This window comes from Aromatoleum tolulyticum (assembly GCF_900156155.1).
GTDB classification, from domain to species: domain Bacteria; phylum Pseudomonadota; class Gammaproteobacteria; order Burkholderiales; family Rhodocyclaceae; genus Aromatoleum; species Aromatoleum tolulyticum.
Genome location: NZ_FTMD01000012.1, coordinates 1 through 17,900 on the forward strand (window position 1 = coordinate 1; position 17,900 = coordinate 17,900).

A 17,900-nucleotide genomic window follows, 5' to 3' on the forward strand; every position below is an offset into this window, starting at 1 on the left:
AGCCGACCAACAAATCGTTGCCGCCCAGCCCGAGATAGGTGTCGGCTGCGCTGTTGCCGTACAGCGTGTCCCGTGCTTCGGTGGCGATCGGCAGCGACGCCGTGTCGGCCAGCTTGGCCGCATCCCACAGCGTGCCGTCTTCGAATTGCACCTGCTCGACGCGGTAGCGCAGCGGGTTGGCATAGCTGTTCGGGCCGGCATCGACAAACCAGTAGTTGATCGTCAGCTGATCGGTGCTGTCGTTGAGCTTCAGGATCAGGTTGTCGCCTTCGCGTACCAGCGTCACTTGATCGGGACGAATGCCGGCGCCCAGCCGGATCGTGTCGAGCGCGCCCGCCGTTGCGTAGTCGTCGTCGGTGATCACGTCCTGCCCGGAGCCATATCCGAACAGGTAAACATCGCCGCCAAAGCCGCCGTTCAGCGTGTCGTTGCCAGCCCCGCCGTCGAGCGTGTCAGCCCCCGCGCTACCGATCAGAGTGTCATTGCCGCTGGTTCCCGTCAGTGTTGCCATGAATTATCCACTTTGTCAGTTACGAATCGCGGGCATTCTACATGACAGGAGGGTTGTACGATCTTTACAGCATAATAATAGGCAGTTGAACTGGTAAGGGCATCTAAGTTGAATTTCGACAGAGAGCGTCGAAGTTGCAAAGTCCGGAAATTTGCGGAAGGTAAAATCTTGTATTCCAAGATCTCCTGTCATGGTTAACACGCCACGGCTGCGATCCAGGCAGCGCTGAAGAGCATTGAACGTGGTGGCGACAAAACCCGCGTTCGGAAGACGGTGCTACTTTGCTCGTCAAGTACACAGTGGTTCCGCTAAAAGTATCGAGAAATGATACTTTATGAGATTGTCTCGCGCCTGCTGTGTCATCTAAATAAACTTGGCGCCAGACTCTCCCCACTGGAAGCGACCATGAGCACCACTGCCGACCTCATCGCCACGCTGAAGACCGAACTGAAGGCCGCCGGCCTGACCTATGCCGCGCTGGCCGAACACCTCGGCATGGCCGAATCCAGCGTCAAGCGCATGTTCTCCGCCAGCGGCGACATGCCGCTGTCGCGCATCGACGCGATCTGCCGTGCGCTGCACCTGGACTTCGCCGACCTCGCGCGCCGCGTTGCCGAGAATGAGCCGCTGCTCGACGAGCTGTCGCTGGCGCAGGAGAAGGCCGTAGTGGGCGACCGCAAGCTGCTGCTGGTCGCGATCTGCTGCCTCAGCCACTGGAGCGCCGAGCAGATCGTCGCGACCTACCAGCTCGGCGAGGCCGAGGTCGTCAAGCACCTCGCCCAGCTCGACCGCCTGGGCATCATCGACCTGCGTCCGGGCAACCGCTACCACCTCAAGGTCGCGAAGGGGTTCCGCTGGCGCCCCCACGGACCGGTGATGCAGTACTTCCGCGGCGAGGTGATCGACGACTACTTCGCCGGCGGCTTCGACGGCGAGTCCGAGATGCTGATGGTCGTGCACGGCCAGATCGGGCGCGGGCTGGCGCACTCCTTCCGCGAGCGCCTCGCGCGCGTCGGGCAGGACTTCGCGCAGCAGCACATCGCCGACCAGAAGCTCGCGCCCGCCGACCGCCGCCCCTACACCATCGTCATCGGCATGCGCTCGTGGCTGATGGCGGCCTTCCGCGACATGAAGCGCCCCGACGTGCCGTGGCCCGACGCGGCCGCGCGCTGACGTCTTCATCCCGTCCCCGCTCGCGCCGATCCGCATTCCCGAACCCCGAACGACGATATCCGACCATGCTCCGATCGCTTCTGAAACCCCTGCTGCGCGCTCTCGCCCGCCTGCTGTTCCGTGTGCGCGTGAGCGGCGCCGCGCCGTCCGACGCGGCCCGCCTGCTCGTGATCGCGAACCACGAATCCTTCCTCGACGGCCTGCTGCTGGGCCTCTTCCTGCCGCTCGACCCGGTGTTCGTGGTGCATACCGGCGTCGCCAGGAACCGCTGGTTCCGCCTGATGCTGTCGCTGGTGGATTACCTCGCGGTCGATCCGACCAGCCCGATGGCGATGAAGAAGGTCGTGCGCCTGCTCGAATCCGGCCGCCCGGTGGTGATCTTCCCCGAAGGGCGCATCACCACCACCGGCAGCCTGATGAAGACCTACGACGGCCCCGCCTTCGTCGCCGCGCGCAGCGGCGCGACGATCCTGCCGGTGAAGATCGACGGCGCCGCGCGCACCTATTTTTCCCGCATGGGCGGGCGCTTCCCGCGCCGCCTCCTGCCGCAGCTCACGCTGACGATCCACCCGGTCACGCGCATCGACGTGCCGGTCGCGCCGACCGCGCGCGAGCGCCGCCGCAAGGCCGGCGAGGCGATGCGCCGCATCATGCAGGAGATGATCTTCGCCAGCCGCCCGCAGCAGACGCTGTTCGAGGCGCTGCTCGACGCCGCGTCCATCCACGGCCGTTCGCGCCGCCTGGTCGAGGACCTCAAGCAGGAGGAGTATTCCTACGGCGACCTCCTCAAGATGGCGCTCGCGCTGGGCCGCCTCGTCGCGAAGGCATCCGCGCCCGATGAACACGTCGGGATCCTGCTGCCCAATCTCGCGCCGACGCTGGCGCTCGTCTTCGGCCTGACCGCGTTCCGCCGCACCCCCGCGATGCTGAACTACACCGCCGGTGCCGACGGCATGCAGGCCGCGTGCACGGCGGCGCAGATCCGCACCATCCTCACCTCGCGCGCCTTCGTCGAGCAGGCGAAGCTCGGCGACAAGCTCGCGGCGCTCGCCGATTGGGGCTCCGACGTGCGCGTCGTGTATCTCGAAGACCTGCGTACCGGCATGAGCCTCGCCGACAAGCTGTGGCTCGTGCTGTGGGCGATCCGTTTCCCGCGCGCGGCGACGCACATCGGCTCGCCCGAGGATGCGGCGGTGGTCCTGTTCACGTCCGGCTCCGAAGGCAAGCCCAAGGGCGTCGTGCTGTCGCACCGCGCGCTGCTCGCGAACATCGCGCAGATCCGCGCGGTGGTCGATTTCTCGGCCGACGACAAGATCCTCAACGCGCTGCCGCTGTTCCACTCCTTCGGCCTCACCGCGGGCGGGCTGCTGCCGGTGCTCTCCGGCGCGAACGTGTTCCTCTACCCCAGCCCGCTGCACTATCGCGTGATCCCCGAGCTCGCCTACGACCGCGGCTGCAGCGTGCTGCTGGGCACCAGCACCTTCCTCGCGAACTACGCGCGCTTTGCCCACCCCTACGACTTCTACCGCCTGCGCTACGTCATCGCCGGTGCCGAGAAGCTCGCCGAACCGGTGCGCCAGCTGTGGTTCGAGCGCTTCGGCATCCGCATCTTCGAAGGCTACGGCGCGACCGAGACGGCGCCGGTGATGGCGGTGAACACGCCGATGGCCTATCGCACGGGGACCGTCGGCCAGTTCCTGCCCGGCCTGCAGGCGCACCTCGTGCCCGTGCCGGGGATCGAGCAGGGCGGCATGCTGCACGTGTCCGGTCCCAACCTGATGAGCGGCTACCTGCGGGTCGAGGCGCCCGGCGTGCTGCAGCCGCCGGCGTCGACCGCGGGCGACGGCTGGTACGAGACCGGCGACGTCGTCGACATCGACGACGACGGCTTCGTGCGCATCGTCGGCCGGGTCAAGCGCTTCGCGAAGATCGCCGGCGAGATGGTGAGCCTCGAGGCGGTCGAGAAGCTCGCCGCGGCGACCGTGCCGACCGCCCAGCACGCGGCCTCCGCCCAGGCCGACGCCGCAAAGGGCGAGGCGCTGGTGCTGTTCACCAGCGACCGCGGCCTCACCCGCGACCGCCTGCTCGCGGCGGCGCGCGACTTCGGCGTGCCCGAGCTCGCGGTGCCGCGCAAGATCGTGCCGGTCGAGGCGCTGCCGCTGCTGGGCACCGGCAAGATCGACTACGTGACGCTGCGCCGCTGGGCGGAGGCCGCGTGAGGGCGCGTCCGTTCTCGCCCGCCCGCCGCCGCTGGCTGGCGGCCGGGCTGTTCGCCGGCGCGGCGATCGCGGCCGGCGCCAGCGCCGCCGCGCTGCGCGCACGGCCGTGGCTGCTCAACCCCTGCCACGCCACGCTGCCCGACGAACTGGCGCGCCACGAGCTCGTGCGCGGCGCGTGGACGGGACTCGACCCCGCGCAGGTGTGGGACTGCCACGCGCACCTCGCGGGCGTCGGCGACGGCGGCAGCGGCATCACGATCGCGCCCGCGATGCTGAGTCCGCTGCACCCGCTGCAATACCTGCAGCGCCTGTTCTACCTCAACGCCGGCTGTGCGCACGAGGCGCCGGGCCGTGTCGACCAGAGCTACGTCGAGCGCCTGCACAACCTCATGGACGGCATGGCGCCGGGTTTCAAGCTGATGCTGTTCGCGTTCGACCGCGCGCACGACGCCGCCGGCCGCGCGCTGCCCGAGCAGTCCGCCTTCCACGTCCCCGACGCCTACGCCCGAGACGTCGCGCGTGCCGCGCCGCAGCGCTTCGAGTGGGTGTGCTCGGTGCACCCCCACCGTCCGGACGCCGTGGCGGCGCTGGAGGCGGCCGCCGCCGACGGGGCGCGCGCGGTGAAATGGCTGCCGCCGGCGATGGGCATAGACCCCGCCGCGCCCGCCTGCGACCGCTTCTACGACGCGCTCGCGCGCCTCGGCCTGCCGCTCATCACGCATGCCGGCGAAGAGCAGGCGGTGTCCGGCGCCGGCCATGCCGACTGGGGCAATCCGCTGCGCCTGCGCCGCGCGCTGGACCGCGGCGTGCGCGTGGTGATGGCGCATTGCGCGAGCATCGGCGAGGACATCGACCTCGACCGCGGCGCCGAGGGTCCGCGCGTGCCGAGCTTCGAGCTCTTCGCGCGCATGATGGACGAGCCGCGCCACGCCCGGCTGCTGTTCGCCGACATCTCCGCGATCACGCAGCGCAATCGCGATCTGGCGGTGGTGCGTGCGATCATCGAGCGCGAGCACTGGCACCCGCGCCTGCTCTTCGGCACCGACTACCCGCTGCCGGGCATCCTGCCGCTGATCTCGCCGGCGCAGTTTGCCGCCGAAGGCATGCTCGACGCTTCTGCAGTGCCCGTGCTGGAGGCGATCCGCGAGCACAATCCGATCCTGTTCGATCTCGTGCTCAAGCGCCACCTGCACAGCCGCGGCACGCGCTTCGCCCCAAACGTCTTCGAAACCCGACGCTTCTTCACCCGGACCCCGACATGAGTTCCCAATTCAAGCTGATGGGCGAGCGGCGCTTCCTGCCCTTCTTCCTCACGCAGTTCCTCGGCGCCTTCAACGACAACCTGTACAAGAACGCGCTCGTGGTGCTGATCACCTTCCAGGCGGCGCGCTACACGACGCTCGCGCCGGGCGTGCTGGTGAACCTCGCCGCGGGGCTGTTCATCCTGCCTTTCTTCCTGTTCTCGGCGACCTCCGGCCAGCTCGCGGACAAGTTCGAGAAGACGCGCCTGATCCGCTTCGTGAAGCTGTTCGAGATCGGCGTGATGGCGCTTGCGACGGTCGCCTTCGCGCTCGACTCGCTGGCGCTGCTGTTCTCCGCGCTGTTCCTGATGGGCCTGCATTCGACGATCTTCGGGCCGGTGAAGTACGCGGTGCTGCCGGTGTATCTGCGCGAGGAGGAACTCGTCGGTGGCAACGCGCTGGTCGAAGCCGGCACCTTCATCGCGATCCTGCTCGGCACCATCGCCGGCGGCGTGACGATCGCGCTGCCGGGCGGCGCGGCGTGGCTGTCGGCGGCGGTGCTGGCGGTCGCGGTGGCGGGCTACCTGACGAGCCGCGCGATTCCCGCCGCGCCGGCGGCCGATCCGACGCTGCGGATCAACTGGAACCCGCTCACCGAAACGTGGCGCAACATCGGCTTCACGCGCGGCAACCGCACCGTGTTCCTGTCCATCCTCGGCATCTCGTGGTTCTGGTTCTACGGCGCGCTGTTCCTGTCGCAGTTCCCCGGCTACGCGAAGGACGTGCTGGGCGGCGACGAGCATGCGGTGACGCTGCTGCTGGCGCTGTTCTCGGTCGGCATCGGCGTCGGCTCCCTGCTGTGCGAGAAGCTCTCCGGCAAGCACGTCGAGATCGGCCTCGTGCCCTTCGGCTCGATCGGCCTGTCGGTGTTCGCCTTCGACCTGTGGTGGGTGAGCCCCGCCGCCTCGCACGCCGGCGAAGCCCTGCCGCTTGCGGCCGTGCTGGCCGATGCGGTGACCTGGCGCGCGCTCTTCGACCTCGTGATGATCGGCGTGTTCGGCGGCTTCTTCATCGTGCCGCTGTACGCGCTGGTGCAGTCGCGCTCGGAACCGGCGCACCGCTCGCGCATCATCGCCGGCAACAACATCCTCAACGCCGCCTTCATGGTCGTCGCCGCGGGGCTCGGTGCGGGCCTGCTCGCCGCCGGCTTCACGATCCCGCAGCTGATCCTGATCACCGCGGTGCTCAACGCCGCGGTGGCGGTGTACATCTACACGCTGGTGCCGGAATTCCTCGTGCGCTTCATCGTGTGGCTGCTGGTGCACACGGTCTATCGTCTGCGCGTGAAAGGCGTCGAGCACATCCCGGAAGAGGGGCCGGCGCTGCTGGTCGCGAACCACGTCAGCTTCGTCGATGCGCTGGTGATCACGGCCGCGTCGCGCCGCCCGATCCGCTTCGTCATGGATCACCACATCTTCCGCTGGCCGATCCTGTCCTTCGTGTTCCGCTCCAGCCGCGCGATCCCGATCGCATCGGCGAAGGAGGATGCGGCGATGATGGAGCGTGCGTTCGACGAAGTCGCGCGGGCGCTCGCAGCCGGCGAACTGGTCGGCATCTTCCCGGAAGGGCGCATCACCGACGACGGCGAGCTGAAGCCGTTCCGCCCCGGCATCCGCCGCATCGTCGAGCGCACCCCGGTGCCGGTCGTGCCGCTTGCGCTGCGCGGCCTGTGGGGCAGCAGCTTCAGCCGCAAGGACGGCCCCGCGATGAGCCGGCCGTTGCGCCGCGGACTCTTCAGCCGCATCGAGCTGGTCGGCGGCACGCCCTTCGCACCGGACGCGGCGACGCCCGAAAGCCTGCAGGCGGCCATTGCCGGACTGCGCGGCGAGATGCGCTAAGTCAGTCGCGGGCGAGAAATCCCTCGATCGCCGCCGCGACCTGCTCCGGCTGGTCGTGCTGCAGGTTGTGGCCGGATTCCGTGATCGTCACGCGCCGCATGTCCGCGAAACACGCGAGGCGGCGCTCGATCTCCGCGGGGGCGTCGGCGAAACGCTCGGCCACGTAGCCCTTGTCGGCCAGCAGCATCAGCACCGGCGCCCGGATGCCGCGCCAGGACGCCATCACGTCGCCGGCCTGGTAGCGCACCGGCGACGCCACCTTGTGCCACGGATCGCCGGCCATGGTCACCCGGCCGTCGGCCAGCGTGCGCGACACGTTGCGTGCGAGGAAGGCCGCGCGCGCGTCGCTCAGCCGCGGATTGGCGAGCTGCAGCCGGCGTGCAAAGGTGTCGTGATCGGGATAGCAGCGCACCGGCTGCTCCTTGCGCAGGTTGTCGAGCCAGCCGGCGAGCTGCCCGGGCGCGTCCGTGTCGTTCGTCGTGCTGAGGCCGAGGAAGTCCATCATCACGAGCTGCGCGACGCGTTCGGGGCGCACGCCCGCGTACGTGGACGAGATCGCCGCGCCCATGCTGTGCCCGACGATGCGCGCCGGGCGGTCGGGGGAGTAGTGCGCGAGCAGCGCGTCGAGGTCGCCGTAGTAGTCGGGGAACCAGTACGGGCGGCCGAGCCACTCGCTCGCGCCGTAGCCGCGCCAGTCGGGCGCGATCACATGCCAGTCGTGCGCGAGCGCATCGACGAGGAACTGGAAGGTCGCGGAGCTATCCATCCAGCCGTGCAGAAAAAACACGGCCGGGGCGTCCGCGGCGCCCCAGTGGCGGACGTTGTAGCGCAGCCCGCGGATGTCGAGCTGCTCGCAGTGGGAAGCTTTCATCCGGCCGATGATAGCAAGCCCGGCGGCCACGCGCCGGGCCTGCGTCATCGCAGCGGGCTCAGGCGCCGGTGATCTCGCGCGACGTCAGCGTGTAGCGGAAGTTCGCCGGGTCCAGGCTGTCGAAGCGGCCGTCGCGGTTCTCGCCCTGCGGATACATCAGGAAGGGGGCCTCGGGGCCGTCGCTGCCGGGCAGGCGGATGTCGTGGCCGAAGTTGTAGGCCAGCCAGTTCATCTCCCACGCGCCGAACAGCGTGTTGCGCGCGGCGACGACCTTCGCGTCGGTCAGCGGCAGGCCGCCGGGCGGCTCTTCGAGGGCGACCTTGCGCACGTCGGCGGGGTCGACCGGCACCCAGCCGGCGTGCTCCAGCCACACCTCGGCGCGGCAGTGCTGCGCCTTCGACACGTCGCCGCTCTTGCCCAGGCTCTTGTAGCCGTAGCGCGAGTCGGCGACGCGGACGCCGTACACGTCGCGCGCCGGCACGCCCACCGAGCGCGCGAGGCCGACGTACAGCGCGTTGAGGTCGGCGCACTTGCCGGAGAGGTCGCCCGTCTCCAGCATCGCGCGGATGTCGCCCAGCCCGCAGCCGCGCGTCTTGGGATTGCGGAAGGTGTTCGTGACGATCCAGTCGTAGATCGCGCGCGCCTTGTACTCGTCGCTCTTCGCGCCGCGCGTGATCTCGCGCGCGGTGTCGAGCACGATGCCATCGGTCGGCAGCATCGCGGTCGCACGGGTGTACAGCGCACGTTCGGCAGCGGCCAGCCTGGGCATGCGGCCGCCGTGCGCGAGGTCGACGGCGCGGTCGCGCGTCGCGCAGCGGCTGACGATCTCGATCGCCGGCGCCGCGGTTGCCTCGGGCCAGGTCGCGTGCAGCATCGCCGCGCCGTACACCGGGTCGGTCGCGATGTACATGCCGGTCGCGTTGCCGCTCCACAGGTTGCCCATCGGACGGCTCCAGTCCGTCTGCGCCACGGCGGGCAGCGGGATCCACACCTGGGTCGGGCCGTCCGTTGCGGCGGGTTCGACGCGCGTCACGAGTTCGAACACGCGCCAGCCGTTTTCCGGACGGGGCGTGAAGGCGGGTGCGGCCGGCGTAGCCGCGCGGCTCCAGGCGGGCAGGGCGAGGCCGGCGGCAATCGCCGAGGTCTTGAGGAAGTTTCTGCGGTTCATGGTCGATCGTCTCTTCGATTCAGGTTCTGGTCGGGCGGGTGGAGGCTGCCGCGCTGCGGATGCGTGCGCGCACGCTGTCGTGATGCCAGTCGAGTTCGCCGCGCACGTGCAGCAGGGGCTGGTGGGCGGCGTCGAGCAGCACGGTCGTGGGCAGATAGCGGACGTCCCAGGCGCGCGAGATGACCTGTTCCGGATCGTTCACGAGCGGGGGATCGACGAGGTGGTCGTCGAAGAAGCGGCGCACTTCGTCCGCGCGGTCGGCGACCGCGATCGTCACCAGCGCAAGGCCGGGTTCCGATTCGGCGAGGCTGACGAGCGCCGGCATCTCGGTGCGGCACGGTTCGCACCAGGTCGCCCAGAAATTGACCAGCACGGCCTTGCCGCGCAGAGGTTCCAGCGCCCGGCGCAGGGCCGGCGGCGCAGGCGGAAGCCGTGCCACCGTTTCCAGCCGCTCGCCCGGCAGCGGCGTGCGCGAATTGCCCGGCAGCGACAGGGCCGGCGGCGCGAAGGCGGCCGCGACCAGCCCCCCGATGGAGGCAAGCACGCGCCGGCGTCCGGCGCAATGCGGATCGAACATGAATCCTCTCCCGTTTCACTCGTGACCGCGTGCCTGCACGCGAAGCCACATCCATCCCGGTGCGGAAGCCGCCGGGATTTGATAGACGCGAACGCCGTGGCGCTCCGTCGAACGAACGATGCGGTACCCAGACCGCAACTGCCTGCGGGCGACCGATACACTGATCGGTCCGTGTTGCCCGAATGTGAATTATCGCACGGCGTAGCTGCAGCAGTGACTGATCTGGCCCGGCTTCGTGTGGGAGCGGCTTCAGCCGCGAATCGGCGGTATCGCGGGCATCGCGGCCCATTTGTGGCTGAAGCCGCTCCCACTGGGAAAACGCCTCCGCGCGTGACGAGGGCGGGAGTTCGTGCGATTACCCTGCACGGCCTCAGGAGTCCTCGGGTGGACTGTTTTTTGCGTGCTAAAATTCACGGTTTCACGGCCAGTCGGTCGTGACATTTACGGAGAAATTCCTGTGAAGCCCTGGTTGTTGGTCGCTGTGGCCGCCTCGGTCGGCCTTGCCGCGTGTTCGAAGAAAGAAGAGGCTGCCGCTCCCGCCAGTCCGGCGCCTCAGGCTGCAGCGCCCGCTGCTCCCGTGGCCGTGTCCGCCGCGACCCCGAATTCCGGCAAGATCCTGCAGCTTCTGCAGGGCGGCGGCTACTCCTATGCCGAAGTCGAGCAGGGTAACGGCGAGAAGGTGTGGATCGCCGGCGGCCAGATCCCGGTGCAGGTCGGTGACACCGTGCAGTGGGGCGATTCGGCCGTGATGACCAACTTCGCCTCGAAGTCGCTGGGCCGCACCTTCGATCGCATCCTGTTCGTGAACGCCTGGGGTCCCGCCGGCGCCGCGCCGACCGGCGTCGCGCCGCACGGCAGCCAGCCGATGGCCGGCCAGGCGGGTGGGGCGCATCCGCCGATGGGCGCTGCCCAGCCTGCGGCCCAGGCCGCGGCTCCCGCCGGCAGCAGCGGCGAGGTCAAGAGCGTCGTGAATGGCGGCGGCTACACTTACCTGGAAGTGCTGCAGAACGGCGCTACCGTGTGGGTTGCCGCGCCGGTCACGCAGGTGCAGCCGGGCGACAAGGTGAGCTGGGGCGACGGCATGGTGATGACGAACTTCACCAGCACCTCGCTGAACCGCAAGTTCGACCAGATCGTGTTCGCGAGCGCGGTGCGCGTGAACAAGTAAGCCCGCCCGCGGCCTGCCCACGCAGGCGGCGGCATGGCACAAGGGCCGCGCGCAAGCGCGGCCCTTGTCGTTTCAGCGCATCGGGATCGGCGTGCCGCGATCGACCGCGACTGCCGTGACGCTGTTCTGCGGGCTGCCCTCGATGATCTTGTCGGAATAGGTCAGATATACCAGCACGTTGCGCTTCGCGTCGACCATGCGCACGACCTGCAGGCGCTTGAACAGGATGGACTGGCGCTCGGAGAACACCTCCTCCTTGGCCGGAAGCGGTTTCGTGATGCGCACCGGGCCCACCTGGCGGCAGGCGATCGACGCCTCGGCGACATCCTCGGCGAGTCCGAATGCGCCCGACAAGCCGCCGGTCTTCGCGCGCGACACGTAGCAGGTGATGCCTTCGACGAGCGGATCGTCGTAGGCTTCGACGACGATCTTGTGGTTCGGGCCGATCAGCTTCCAGACGGTCGACACCTCGGCCAGCGGTTCGGCGTACGCGCCGTTGCCCGCGGCGAGGGCGGCGGCGGCGAGGGTGGTCGTGAACAGGCGGTAGATGGCGGTTCTCATGCGTGGCGTCGTTCCATGCGGTTCATCGATCGGGTCGGCATCCGGGTGCGCCGTCGCGGCATCCCGGAAATGCATCGAGTATAGAGCTGGCGGCCTGCGTATGACGCCTATTCCCGGATCCGGGAATCTGCTGCCGCGTGTCGCCGACTATGGGAACACCCGGCATCGCGTCGTGTCGTGGCGCACGCTCGGGCGCAGCGTGTCGCCGTGGTGGCGGCGGGGCTGCGGACGAGGCAGAATGCGCTCCGCGCGGCGGGACGGCGCGCGGCCGGGCCCTCGGCGGGTATCCGGAGCGGACGTCCGGGAGCCGGGCGGGTGCCGAACTTGCATGCAGCGCCCATCGTCGGGTGGGGCGAAGTTGCGTGGGGAAGTTGAGCTGATGGGAAAACGATTCTTGCGCGGACTGGGTGGCCTGTTGGTTGCTGCGGCCCTGTACGTGGCGGCCCCGCAGGCCGGCGCGGTCCTGAAAGCGGTCGAAGTGCCGCCTGCGGAGGAAGAGAAACCGGCCGCGCCTGCAGCGGCTCCGCGCGCAGCCGGCCAGCAGCGCGCGACCGACGAGTTCTACGATCCCACGAGCCCGGCCTACGAGCGCCTGCAGCGCGCCGACGAGGCGCTGGGCGACCTGCCGCGCGACCGCGACGGCAAGGTCGACTGGATGACCGCGCTGCGCCAGGGGCTGATCAAGCCGCGCCAGCGCATCGACGGCAAGGACCGCGAGCCGCCGCTCGATCTGGACGTGATCCTGCGCAACACCAAGCAGATGCCCAACGTGCGCTTTCCGCACCGCGCGCACACCGAGTGGCTGGACTGCAAGAACTGTCACCCCGACCCGTTCGCGGAAAAGGCCGGCAGCGCGCAGATCCGCATGGAGGACATCTTCCGCGGTCAGTTCTGCGGCAAGTGCCACGACCGCGTCGCCTTCATCACGCACCGCAACTGCTATCGCTGCCACAGCGTGAATCCGGACGGCACGCCCGCATTGCCGCCGGCGGTGCTGCCGGTGCATCCCGCGGCGCCGCCCACGCCCGCGCACTGAGCGGGACGCGGCGCTCAGGCGTTCTGCAGCGACTGCAGCACTGCCGCGCCCAGCGCCGCGGACGTCTGCGCGCCCGAGACCGCGAGACGGCGGTTGAAGATGAAGAAGGGTACACCGCTCACCCCCTGCTTCTGCAACTGCGCCGCCATGCGTTTGACCGTGGCGGCATCCTCGTCGCTCTCCAGATAGGCCTCGACGTCCTCGCGTCGGTCGCCCGCCGTCTCCACGGCGATGTCGATCAGCGTCGCGATGTCGCCGATGTCGCGCCCCTGCTGGAAGTGCGCGGCGAACAGGGCCTCGCCGAGGGCATTGATCTGTGCTGTCGTGTGGCCCTGCGACTGCGCGCGGTAGGTCAGGCGGTGGGCGAGCAGCGTGTGGGGGCGCGTCGCAATGCGGTCGAAGGCAAACTGCAGGCCGTCCGGGGCGGCTGCCTCGACGACGCGTGCGAGCACCTCGTCGGCGCCGCGGCGTCCGCCGAATTTCGCCTCGAGGAAGGGGCGGTAGGGCTCGCCCGCGGCGGGGGTGTCCGGATTGAGGAAGAACGGCAGCCAGTTCACGCGCACTTCGAGGTCGGGATGGTTGTCGCGGACCTGTTCGAGCGCGCGGGCGAGACGCGTCTTGCCGAGGAAGCACCAGGGGCAGACGAAGTCGGAAACGAAATCGATATCGAGAATCATGGATCAGGGGTCAGGTGAGGGGCCGGGGGTGTCATCCGGCCGGAGGTGGTGCAGGCGCTGCGGGCGCGGGAGCTTCAGGACTCTTCCGCCTGGTCGCCGAGCCAGCGTGCTTCCCAGATTGCCACATCCGGCAGGTGGCGGGAATGATTCGCCGCGGCGAGGGCGTCGAGCCGTTCGAGCAGGCTGCGCATCGCGTCGTCCGGGGCCTCGGGGAGCTTCGGCTGCAGATGCACGATCAGGTCCCCCGCGGCCTTTCCCTTGCGCCCCGGGAAGCCCGCACCGACGACGCGCAGCGTCCGCATCGTCGCCGCGCCCGGCTCCAGCTTGAGGGTGCGCGTGCCGCCGGGCAACGGAATCGCCAGTTCGCCGCCGATGAGCAGGCGCAGCGCGCTGACCGGGCGCTCCAGCACCAGATTGCGGCCCTCGAGGCGGTACAGGTCGTGGGGCAGGAGCCGGATACGCAGGATGAGGTCGCCGGGGGGCAGCCCGGGCGAGGGGTCGCCGGCGCCGTCGACGCGCACCTCCTCGCCGTCGAGCATGCCCGCGGGCAGGTGCACGATCACCGGCCGCAGCGTGCGCTGCCGGCCGCTGCCGTGGCAGCTCGGGCAGGCCTGCTTGGTCAGATAGCCGCGCCCGGCGCAGTGCCTGCATGGGGCCAGCCCGTGGCGGCCGTGCGTGCGGCCGGTGCCGTGGCAGCTCGCACACAGCCGCGTGTGGCGCAGGATTTCCTCGCCGCTGCCGGCGCAGGCGCCGCATTCGCCGTCGCCTTCGAGCTCGACCGTGCGTTCGCCGCCGAAGAACGCCGCTTCGACCGTCAGCGTGAGGTCCTGACGGCGGTCCGCGCCGCGTGGCGCGGCGCCCGCCTCGTCGTCACCGTCCTCCTCGTCCGGCGCGTCGTCGTCCGGAGGCGTCGACGTCAGCCCGGCGAGCAGGCTTTCATAGGCGGCACGCAGGGCCTTGAAATGCTCCTGCGCGTGCGGGTCGGGGTTGCGGTCGGGATGCCACAGCATCGCCAGGCGGCGGAAGGACCGCTTGATGTCATGCGCGCTGGCGCCCGGCGCGAGGCCGAGCAGCTCGTGGGCATCCATGTCGTTCAGCGCTCCGGCCGGGGCGGCAGCGGTGCGGCGAGGCGTTCGAGCATCGCGCGCACCGTCCTGATCTGTCCGCCGTTACGAGTCGCGTAATCCGGGTCCGCGTAACCCCACCAGTCCCAGCAGCCCTTCGGGTTGTACACCCAGCGCAGCGATCCCCAGGCGAAGCCGCTGCGCGGCCGGACCTGCGGATACAGCACGATCAGCCGGTTGCTGTCGGCCCATTCATTGTAGCCGGCGCCGTCGACGAAGCGGCGGCCGATCTGCGTCTCGCTCTGGCGGCAGCCGTGGAAGACCACATGCACGCGGCAGCCGCCCTCGTGGCAGGCGGTTGGAACGTACACATAGCCGCGGTCGGCGAGACTCAGCTCGACCGGCGCGGCGCCCGTGAACGGGCGCTGGTCGAAGGCCAGCAGCGCGCCGGCAGGAGGCGTGCTGCGCGGCGCGAGCGGCCCGATCAGATGCGCGAGCAGCTCGCCCGCGGCATCGAGGTCGCCGCAGCGGTTGATGAAGGGCGGTTCCGAGGTTTCACAGGCGTTCGGCTGCGGATCCGCGACCGACATCATCGCGTGACCGGCCTCGCCGACCTCGACGAAGCGGATCGCGTCGCCGGGCAGCACGCGCCGGTAGAAATCGAGCAGCGCGTCCACCACCGGGCGCTCGACGGTGCGGTCTGCGCCGCCGCTGAACACCCACACCCGGTCGTCGCGCAGGCCTGCGGGCGGATCGATGCTGCCGGCGTCGGCTTCCTCGCGCACACGGGCGAGCGTCTGTTCGGCGCCCGGGGTCCGTGCGCCGGCGCCGGGATTCATGCAGTTATTGAGCGCGCGCCACATGCTGCCGGTCGCGCATTCGTAGGGACCGGCGGCGAGGACGCCGGCACCCGTCACCAGCGCGGAGTGAGCGACCTGGAACTGCACCGCCATGTAGCCGCCGGAGGAGACGCCCGAGACCGTCAGCTGTGCGAGGCTGGCCCCGAGCGCAGGCAGCGCCGGCGTGTCGGCAGCCGGCGTTGCGCCCGCGAGCGTGGCGAAGGCGAGGCCGGCGAGCAGGCGCGCGATGGAGCGGATGGGCCGTGTCATGCCGTGCACGATAGCGGAAGCGGCCGCTCAGCGGCGGTTCTCTCCGAGCCGCACGAGGTCTTCGCCGCGCAGGTGCGTGAGCAGCGCCTTGCCGCTCGCATCGACGCGGAACTCGCCCCACTGCGCGCCGCTGAAGTCGTCGGCACGGCCTTCCTGGAAGAAGAAGGCGTTCGGCCCGACCGTTTCGCGGCCGTCGCGCGAACGCAGTTTCATCGCGACCAGCGCCAGATCGTCCGGCAGGCGGTCGCCGAGGCCGACCAGGCTCGCGCGCCCTTCCGCGTCGACGGCGAGGTGGGCATAACGGCCTTCGCCGTCGCTGCGCAGGATCTCGTTGTCGATCGCATAGCGCAGCGCCATGTAGTCGCCCTGCATCAGCGAGCGCGGATCGACCGGCGCGAGGTGTACCAGCACGACGCGCCCTTCGGCGAGGATGCGCTCGTTGTCGCGCACAGCGTACAGCGCCGCCGCCGTCACCAGCACGAAGGCCGCGGCCAGTGCGGCGCGCAGGGTTTTCGGGTTCATGCGGTCCTCCGCGTGCGGGCGCGCAGCAGCGTGCGCAATGCGAGCAGCACCGCGCCGCTGGCGATCAGTGCGAGGGATTTCATCAGCAGCGTGTCCTGCAGGCTGTAGTAGAGCTCGCCGAGGTAGAGCGTCGCGAACACCAGCGTCATCGCGATCCAGGGCCGATGGCTGGCGTGGAAGGCCGCGAGCAGCACCGCGATCGCCACCAGCAGACCCGGTGCGGAGTGGGCGGCGAGGGCGAACAGCAGCGCGCCGGTGAGTGCCGGCAGGCGCAACGCGGCGGCGTCGCGGCACAGCCACGCGGTGGTGGCGAGGAGCACCAGCGCGGCGCCGATGCGATACACCGGCAGGACGAAGCCGGCCTGGTAGCCGGTGAGTGCCTCTTCGAGCACCGTCAGCGCCGAATGCGCATGGCCGTAGGGGGCGAGGGTCAACGCGGCGAGGGTCAGCGCATGGGCGGCCGCCTTGATCAGCGGTGCCCGCGGATGGGCGGACCACGCCGGACGGGCGAGCCACAGCGCCACGGCACCGCCGGCGAGCGCGATGCCGAAGAGCGCGAGCCCGGTGCCGGGGCCGATCAGCCACGCGAGGCTGGACAGCGCGATCAGCACGCAGGCGCTGCGGTGCACGCCGGACGAGGGCACGGCGGCCATCGCGAGGCCGGCGGCCAGCGCCGCGAGCGCGAGCACGTCGGTGCCGTCGACCAGGTCGAAGAAGCGGTCGGCGAAGGCGGAGACGAACAGCGCCTGGCCGGCGAGCGAGAACGCGAGTCCCATCTGGTCGGTGAAGGGCTTGCGTCGGCGGAGCAGGAAGACGCTCGCTGCGGCAAGCAGGATGCCGCCGAAGGCGCGCGCCACGGCGTCGTTGCCGAAGGCGAGGAGGGGGACGAAGAAGGACGACATGATCATCAATGCCGCGATCCACGCCGCGAAGCCGAGCAGCAGCGCGAGCCACCACGGCGTCCGCGTCGCCCCCCGTAGTGCGGCGAGCTGCGCTTCGTCGGCGATGCCGGCAGCGCCGAGGCGTTCGAGGAGCGGGGAGAAAGGTGTGGCGCTCATGCGTTGCGTCCCTCGCGGTAGAGGCGGGTCAGCCACATGCCGGCGACGCCGGTGCTGGCGATCACGAACACCGCAACGAGGTTGATCGTGAAGAAGTCGGCGCTATGCGGCAGCACGCGGATCAGCGCGGACGTGGCGACGGCGATCGTCGCGAACGCGGTCTGTGCGAGCATCGGCACGTCGCGCCGGTGCGCGAGATAGGCATACGCGAAGGCGACCGCGACCACGGCGAAGGCGAGCCCCACGGCGCGAAAATCGGTGTCCCACCAGCTCAGGCAGGCACCGAGCGCAAGCGGCGCGAGCACGCCGAGGCCGGCGATGCGGTTGAGGTGGCGGCGCGGCGTCGCGAGCAGCGCACGGCCACCGAGTTCGAAGGCGAGCAGCACGGCGGCGTTGAACGCGGCGATCGCCAGCAGCGATTCCGCGTCGCCGAGTGCGCCGATGAAGCGCGCCCACCAGGATTCCGACAGGTAGCGCAGCAGCCCCGCGTTGGCGACCACCAGCCACAGCAGCCAGCTCGCCGACGAGCGCGCGAGCAGCACGAAGGGCGTCATCAGCGCGGCCCACGCGACGAAGAGTTCCCAGATGTCCGCGCCGCTCTGGTAGGTCTGCCCGATCAGCGCGAGCAGGGCGCCGGTGGCAAGGCTGGCCGCGAGCAGCGCGGCGCGCCAGACGGTGCCGAAGGGCGGTGCCGCGAGGGCGGTGCCGGTGCATGCGGCGAGCGCGGCGATGGCGATGCCCAGCTTCGCGAAGCGGTGCAGCGCGTCCCAGTTCCAGGCAAAGAAGAAGATCAGGCCGGTCGCGAGGAGGATGGCGCCGGCAACCGCGAGCACGCGGTCGGCTCCGGCCAGCCATTCGTCGCGCGCGGGTGCGAGGGGCGCGACGGCCGCGGCCTGTTCGAGCTGCCGCGGCGTCAGGGCGCCGTCTTCGGCGAGTGCGAGCAGCATGCCGCGATCGGGGAGTGTCCAGGACATTGGCTTATCCGGAGTGGCGGGATATGCATTTTAACCAGGCGCGGCGATTGCGCGCGTGCATTGCGCAACACCT

The 17,900-nt window shown here is 70.0% G+C and carries 17 protein-coding genes; 6 read left to right on the forward strand and 11 right to left on the reverse strand.

The genetic code is table 11. The features are described from left to right. On the reverse strand, positions 1–511 hold a 511-nt coding region (locus BW991_RS23920), incomplete at its 3' end, for a calcium-binding protein (RefSeq protein WP_280174127.1). 405 nt (positions 512–916) lie between these two features. On the opposite strand from BW991_RS23920, the gene BW991_RS16945 reads away from it, so the two are divergent. The 4 genes from BW991_RS16945 to BW991_RS16960 all read left to right on the forward strand — a co-directional run bounded on the left by BW991_RS16945 (position 917) and on the right by BW991_RS16960 (position 7,042). Next, positions 917–1,684 carry a helix-turn-helix domain-containing protein gene (locus tag BW991_RS16945; RefSeq protein WP_076603303.1) on the forward strand — a complete coding sequence of 256 codons (768 nt, stop codon included), beginning with the start codon at positions 917–919 and terminating at the stop codon, positions 1,682–1,684. Positions 1,685–1,749: 65 nt separating this feature from the next. Continuing rightward, complete coding sequence (gene aas, locus BW991_RS16950) at positions 1,750–3,903, forward strand: bifunctional acyl-ACP--phospholipid O-acyltransferase/long-chain-fatty-acid--ACP ligase (protein ID WP_076603304.1); 2,154 nt, start codon at positions 1,750–1,752, stop codon at positions 3,901–3,903. Beyond that, positions 3,900–5,165, forward strand: a complete 1,266-nt coding sequence (locus tag BW991_RS16955; RefSeq protein WP_076603305.1) for an amidohydrolase family protein — start codon at positions 3,900–3,902, stop codon at positions 5,163–5,165. The genes aas and BW991_RS16955 overlap by 4 nt, the downstream gene beginning before the upstream one ends. Beyond that, a complete protein-coding gene (locus BW991_RS16960) occupies positions 5,162–7,042 on the forward strand; it encodes an MFS transporter (RefSeq protein ID WP_076603306.1) in 1,881 nt (626 codons plus the stop codon). The genes BW991_RS16955 and BW991_RS16960 overlap by 4 nt, the downstream gene beginning before the upstream one ends. 1 nt (position 7,043) lies before the next feature. Here the strand turns inward: BW991_RS16960 and BW991_RS16965 are convergent, their stop codons facing one another. From BW991_RS16965 to BW991_RS16975, 3 genes are read right to left on the reverse strand one after another with little or no spacing between them, the layout of a single operon-like run. After that, the gene (locus tag BW991_RS16965) at positions 7,044–7,913 is read right to left on the reverse strand and encodes an alpha/beta fold hydrolase (RefSeq protein ID WP_076603420.1); all 870 of its coding nucleotides are present in this window, start codon (positions 7,911–7,913) and stop codon (positions 7,044–7,046) included. Between the two features lie 58 nt (positions 7,914–7,971). Further along, complete coding sequence (locus BW991_RS16970) at positions 7,972–9,081, reverse strand: transglutaminase-like domain-containing protein (RefSeq protein ID WP_076603307.1); 1,110 nt, start codon at positions 9,079–9,081, stop codon at positions 7,972–7,974. 19 nt (positions 9,082–9,100) lie between these two features. Next, positions 9,101–9,658, reverse strand: coding sequence for a TlpA family protein disulfide reductase (locus BW991_RS16975; RefSeq protein ID WP_076603308.1), 558 nt, complete (start codon positions 9,656–9,658; stop codon positions 9,101–9,103). A gap of 457 nt (positions 9,659–10,115) precedes the next feature. Here BW991_RS16975 and BW991_RS16980 point away from each other — a divergent pair, with 457 nt between their 5' ends. Continuing rightward, entirely contained in the window at positions 10,116–10,826 is a 711-nt protein-coding gene (locus BW991_RS16980) for a hypothetical protein (protein WP_244551734.1), read from the forward strand. A gap of 72 nt (positions 10,827–10,898) precedes the next feature. Here the strand turns inward: BW991_RS16980 and BW991_RS16985 are convergent, their stop codons facing one another. Further along, positions 10,899–11,387 carry a CreA family protein gene (locus tag BW991_RS16985; RefSeq protein WP_076603422.1) on the reverse strand — a complete coding sequence of 163 codons (489 nt, stop codon included), beginning with the start codon at positions 11,385–11,387 and terminating at the stop codon, positions 10,899–10,901. A 379-nt stretch (positions 11,388–11,766) separates the two neighbouring features. Here BW991_RS16985 and BW991_RS16990 point away from each other — a divergent pair, with 379 nt between their 5' ends. Further along, positions 11,767–12,423, forward strand: a complete 657-nt coding sequence (locus BW991_RS16990; protein ID WP_244551735.1) for a c(7)-type cytochrome triheme domain-containing protein — start codon at positions 11,767–11,769, stop codon at positions 12,421–12,423. 14 nt (positions 12,424–12,437) lie between these two features. Here the strand turns inward: BW991_RS16990 and BW991_RS16995 are convergent, their stop codons facing one another. From BW991_RS16995 to BW991_RS17020, 6 genes are all read right to left on the reverse strand, one after another. Then, positions 12,438–13,100 (reverse strand): DsbA family oxidoreductase, encoded by a 663-nt coding sequence (locus BW991_RS16995; RefSeq protein ID WP_076603310.1) that lies wholly within the window; start codon positions 13,098–13,100, stop codon positions 12,438–12,440. A 74-nt stretch (positions 13,101–13,174) separates the two neighbouring features. Further along, on the reverse strand, positions 13,175–14,188 hold the full coding sequence (locus BW991_RS17000; RefSeq protein WP_076603311.1) for a DnaJ C-terminal domain-containing protein: 1,014 nt from the start codon (positions 14,186–14,188) through the stop codon (positions 13,175–13,177). Between the two features lie 5 nt (positions 14,189–14,193). After that, complete coding sequence (locus tag BW991_RS17005; protein ID WP_076603423.1) at positions 14,194–15,273, reverse strand: extracellular catalytic domain type 2 short-chain-length polyhydroxyalkanoate depolymerase; 1,080 nt, start codon at positions 15,271–15,273, stop codon at positions 14,194–14,196. 27 nt (positions 15,274–15,300) lie between these two features. Continuing rightward, a complete protein-coding gene (locus BW991_RS17010; RefSeq protein WP_076603312.1) occupies positions 15,301–15,795 on the reverse strand; it encodes a GDYXXLXY domain-containing protein in 495 nt (164 codons plus the stop codon). Continuing rightward, positions 15,792–16,853 carry a DUF4401 domain-containing protein gene (locus tag BW991_RS17015; RefSeq protein WP_076603313.1) on the reverse strand — a complete coding sequence of 354 codons (1,062 nt, stop codon included), beginning with the start codon at positions 16,851–16,853 and terminating at the stop codon, positions 15,792–15,794. Before BW991_RS17015 ends, BW991_RS17010 begins: the two co-directional genes overlap by 4 nt. Then, entirely contained in the window at positions 16,850–17,827 is a 978-nt protein-coding gene (locus BW991_RS17020; RefSeq protein ID WP_076603314.1) for a DUF2157 domain-containing protein, read from the reverse strand. Before BW991_RS17020 ends, BW991_RS17015 begins: the two co-directional genes overlap by 4 nt. Between the last annotated feature and the right edge of the window lie 73 nt (positions 17,828–17,900).

What these genes read in the sequence shown, in the direction of transcription:
- BW991_RS16995 (WP_076603310.1), bottom strand. Translation starts at nt 13,100, where the DNA reads ATGATTCTCGATATCGATTTCGTTTCCGACTTCGTCTGCCCCTGGTGC.
- aas (WP_076603304.1), top strand. Translation starts at nt 1,750, where the DNA reads ATGCTCCGATCGCTTCTGAAACCCCTGCTGCGCGCTCTCGCCCGCCTG.
- BW991_RS16945 (WP_076603303.1), top strand. Translation starts at nt 917, where the DNA reads ATGAGCACCACTGCCGACCTCATCGCCACGCTGAAGACCGAACTGAAG.
- BW991_RS16975 (WP_076603308.1), bottom strand. Translation starts at nt 9,658, where the DNA reads ATGTTCGATCCGCATTGCGCCGGACGCCGGCGCGTGCTTGCCTCCATC.
- BW991_RS17010 (WP_076603312.1), bottom strand. Translation starts at nt 15,795, where the DNA reads ATGAACCCGAAAACCCTGCGCGCCGCACTGGCCGCGGCCTTCGTGCTG.
- BW991_RS17020 (WP_076603314.1), bottom strand. Translation starts at nt 17,827, where the DNA reads ATGTCCTGGACACTCCCCGATCGCGGCATGCTGCTCGCACTCGCCGAA.
- BW991_RS16965 (WP_076603420.1), bottom strand. Translation starts at nt 7,913, where the DNA reads ATGAAAGCTTCCCACTGCGAGCAGCTCGACATCCGCGGGCTGCGCTAC.
- BW991_RS16990 (WP_244551735.1), top strand. Translation starts at nt 11,767, where the DNA reads ATGGGAAAACGATTCTTGCGCGGACTGGGTGGCCTGTTGGTTGCTGCG.
- BW991_RS16985 (WP_076603422.1), bottom strand. Translation starts at nt 11,387, where the DNA reads ATGAGAACCGCCATCTACCGCCTGTTCACGACCACCCTCGCCGCCGCC.
- BW991_RS17015 (WP_076603313.1), bottom strand. Translation starts at nt 16,853, where the DNA reads ATGAGCGCCACACCTTTCTCCCCGCTCCTCGAACGCCTCGGCGCTGCC.
- BW991_RS16970 (WP_076603307.1), bottom strand. Translation starts at nt 9,081, where the DNA reads ATGAACCGCAGAAACTTCCTCAAGACCTCGGCGATTGCCGCCGGCCTC.
- BW991_RS17005 (WP_076603423.1), bottom strand. Translation starts at nt 15,273, where the DNA reads ATGACACGGCCCATCCGCTCCATCGCGCGCCTGCTCGCCGGCCTCGCC.
- BW991_RS17000 (WP_076603311.1), bottom strand. Translation starts at nt 14,188, where the DNA reads ATGGATGCCCACGAGCTGCTCGGCCTCGCGCCGGGCGCCAGCGCGCAT.
- BW991_RS16960 (WP_076603306.1), top strand. Translation starts at nt 5,162, where the DNA reads ATGAGTTCCCAATTCAAGCTGATGGGCGAGCGGCGCTTCCTGCCCTTC.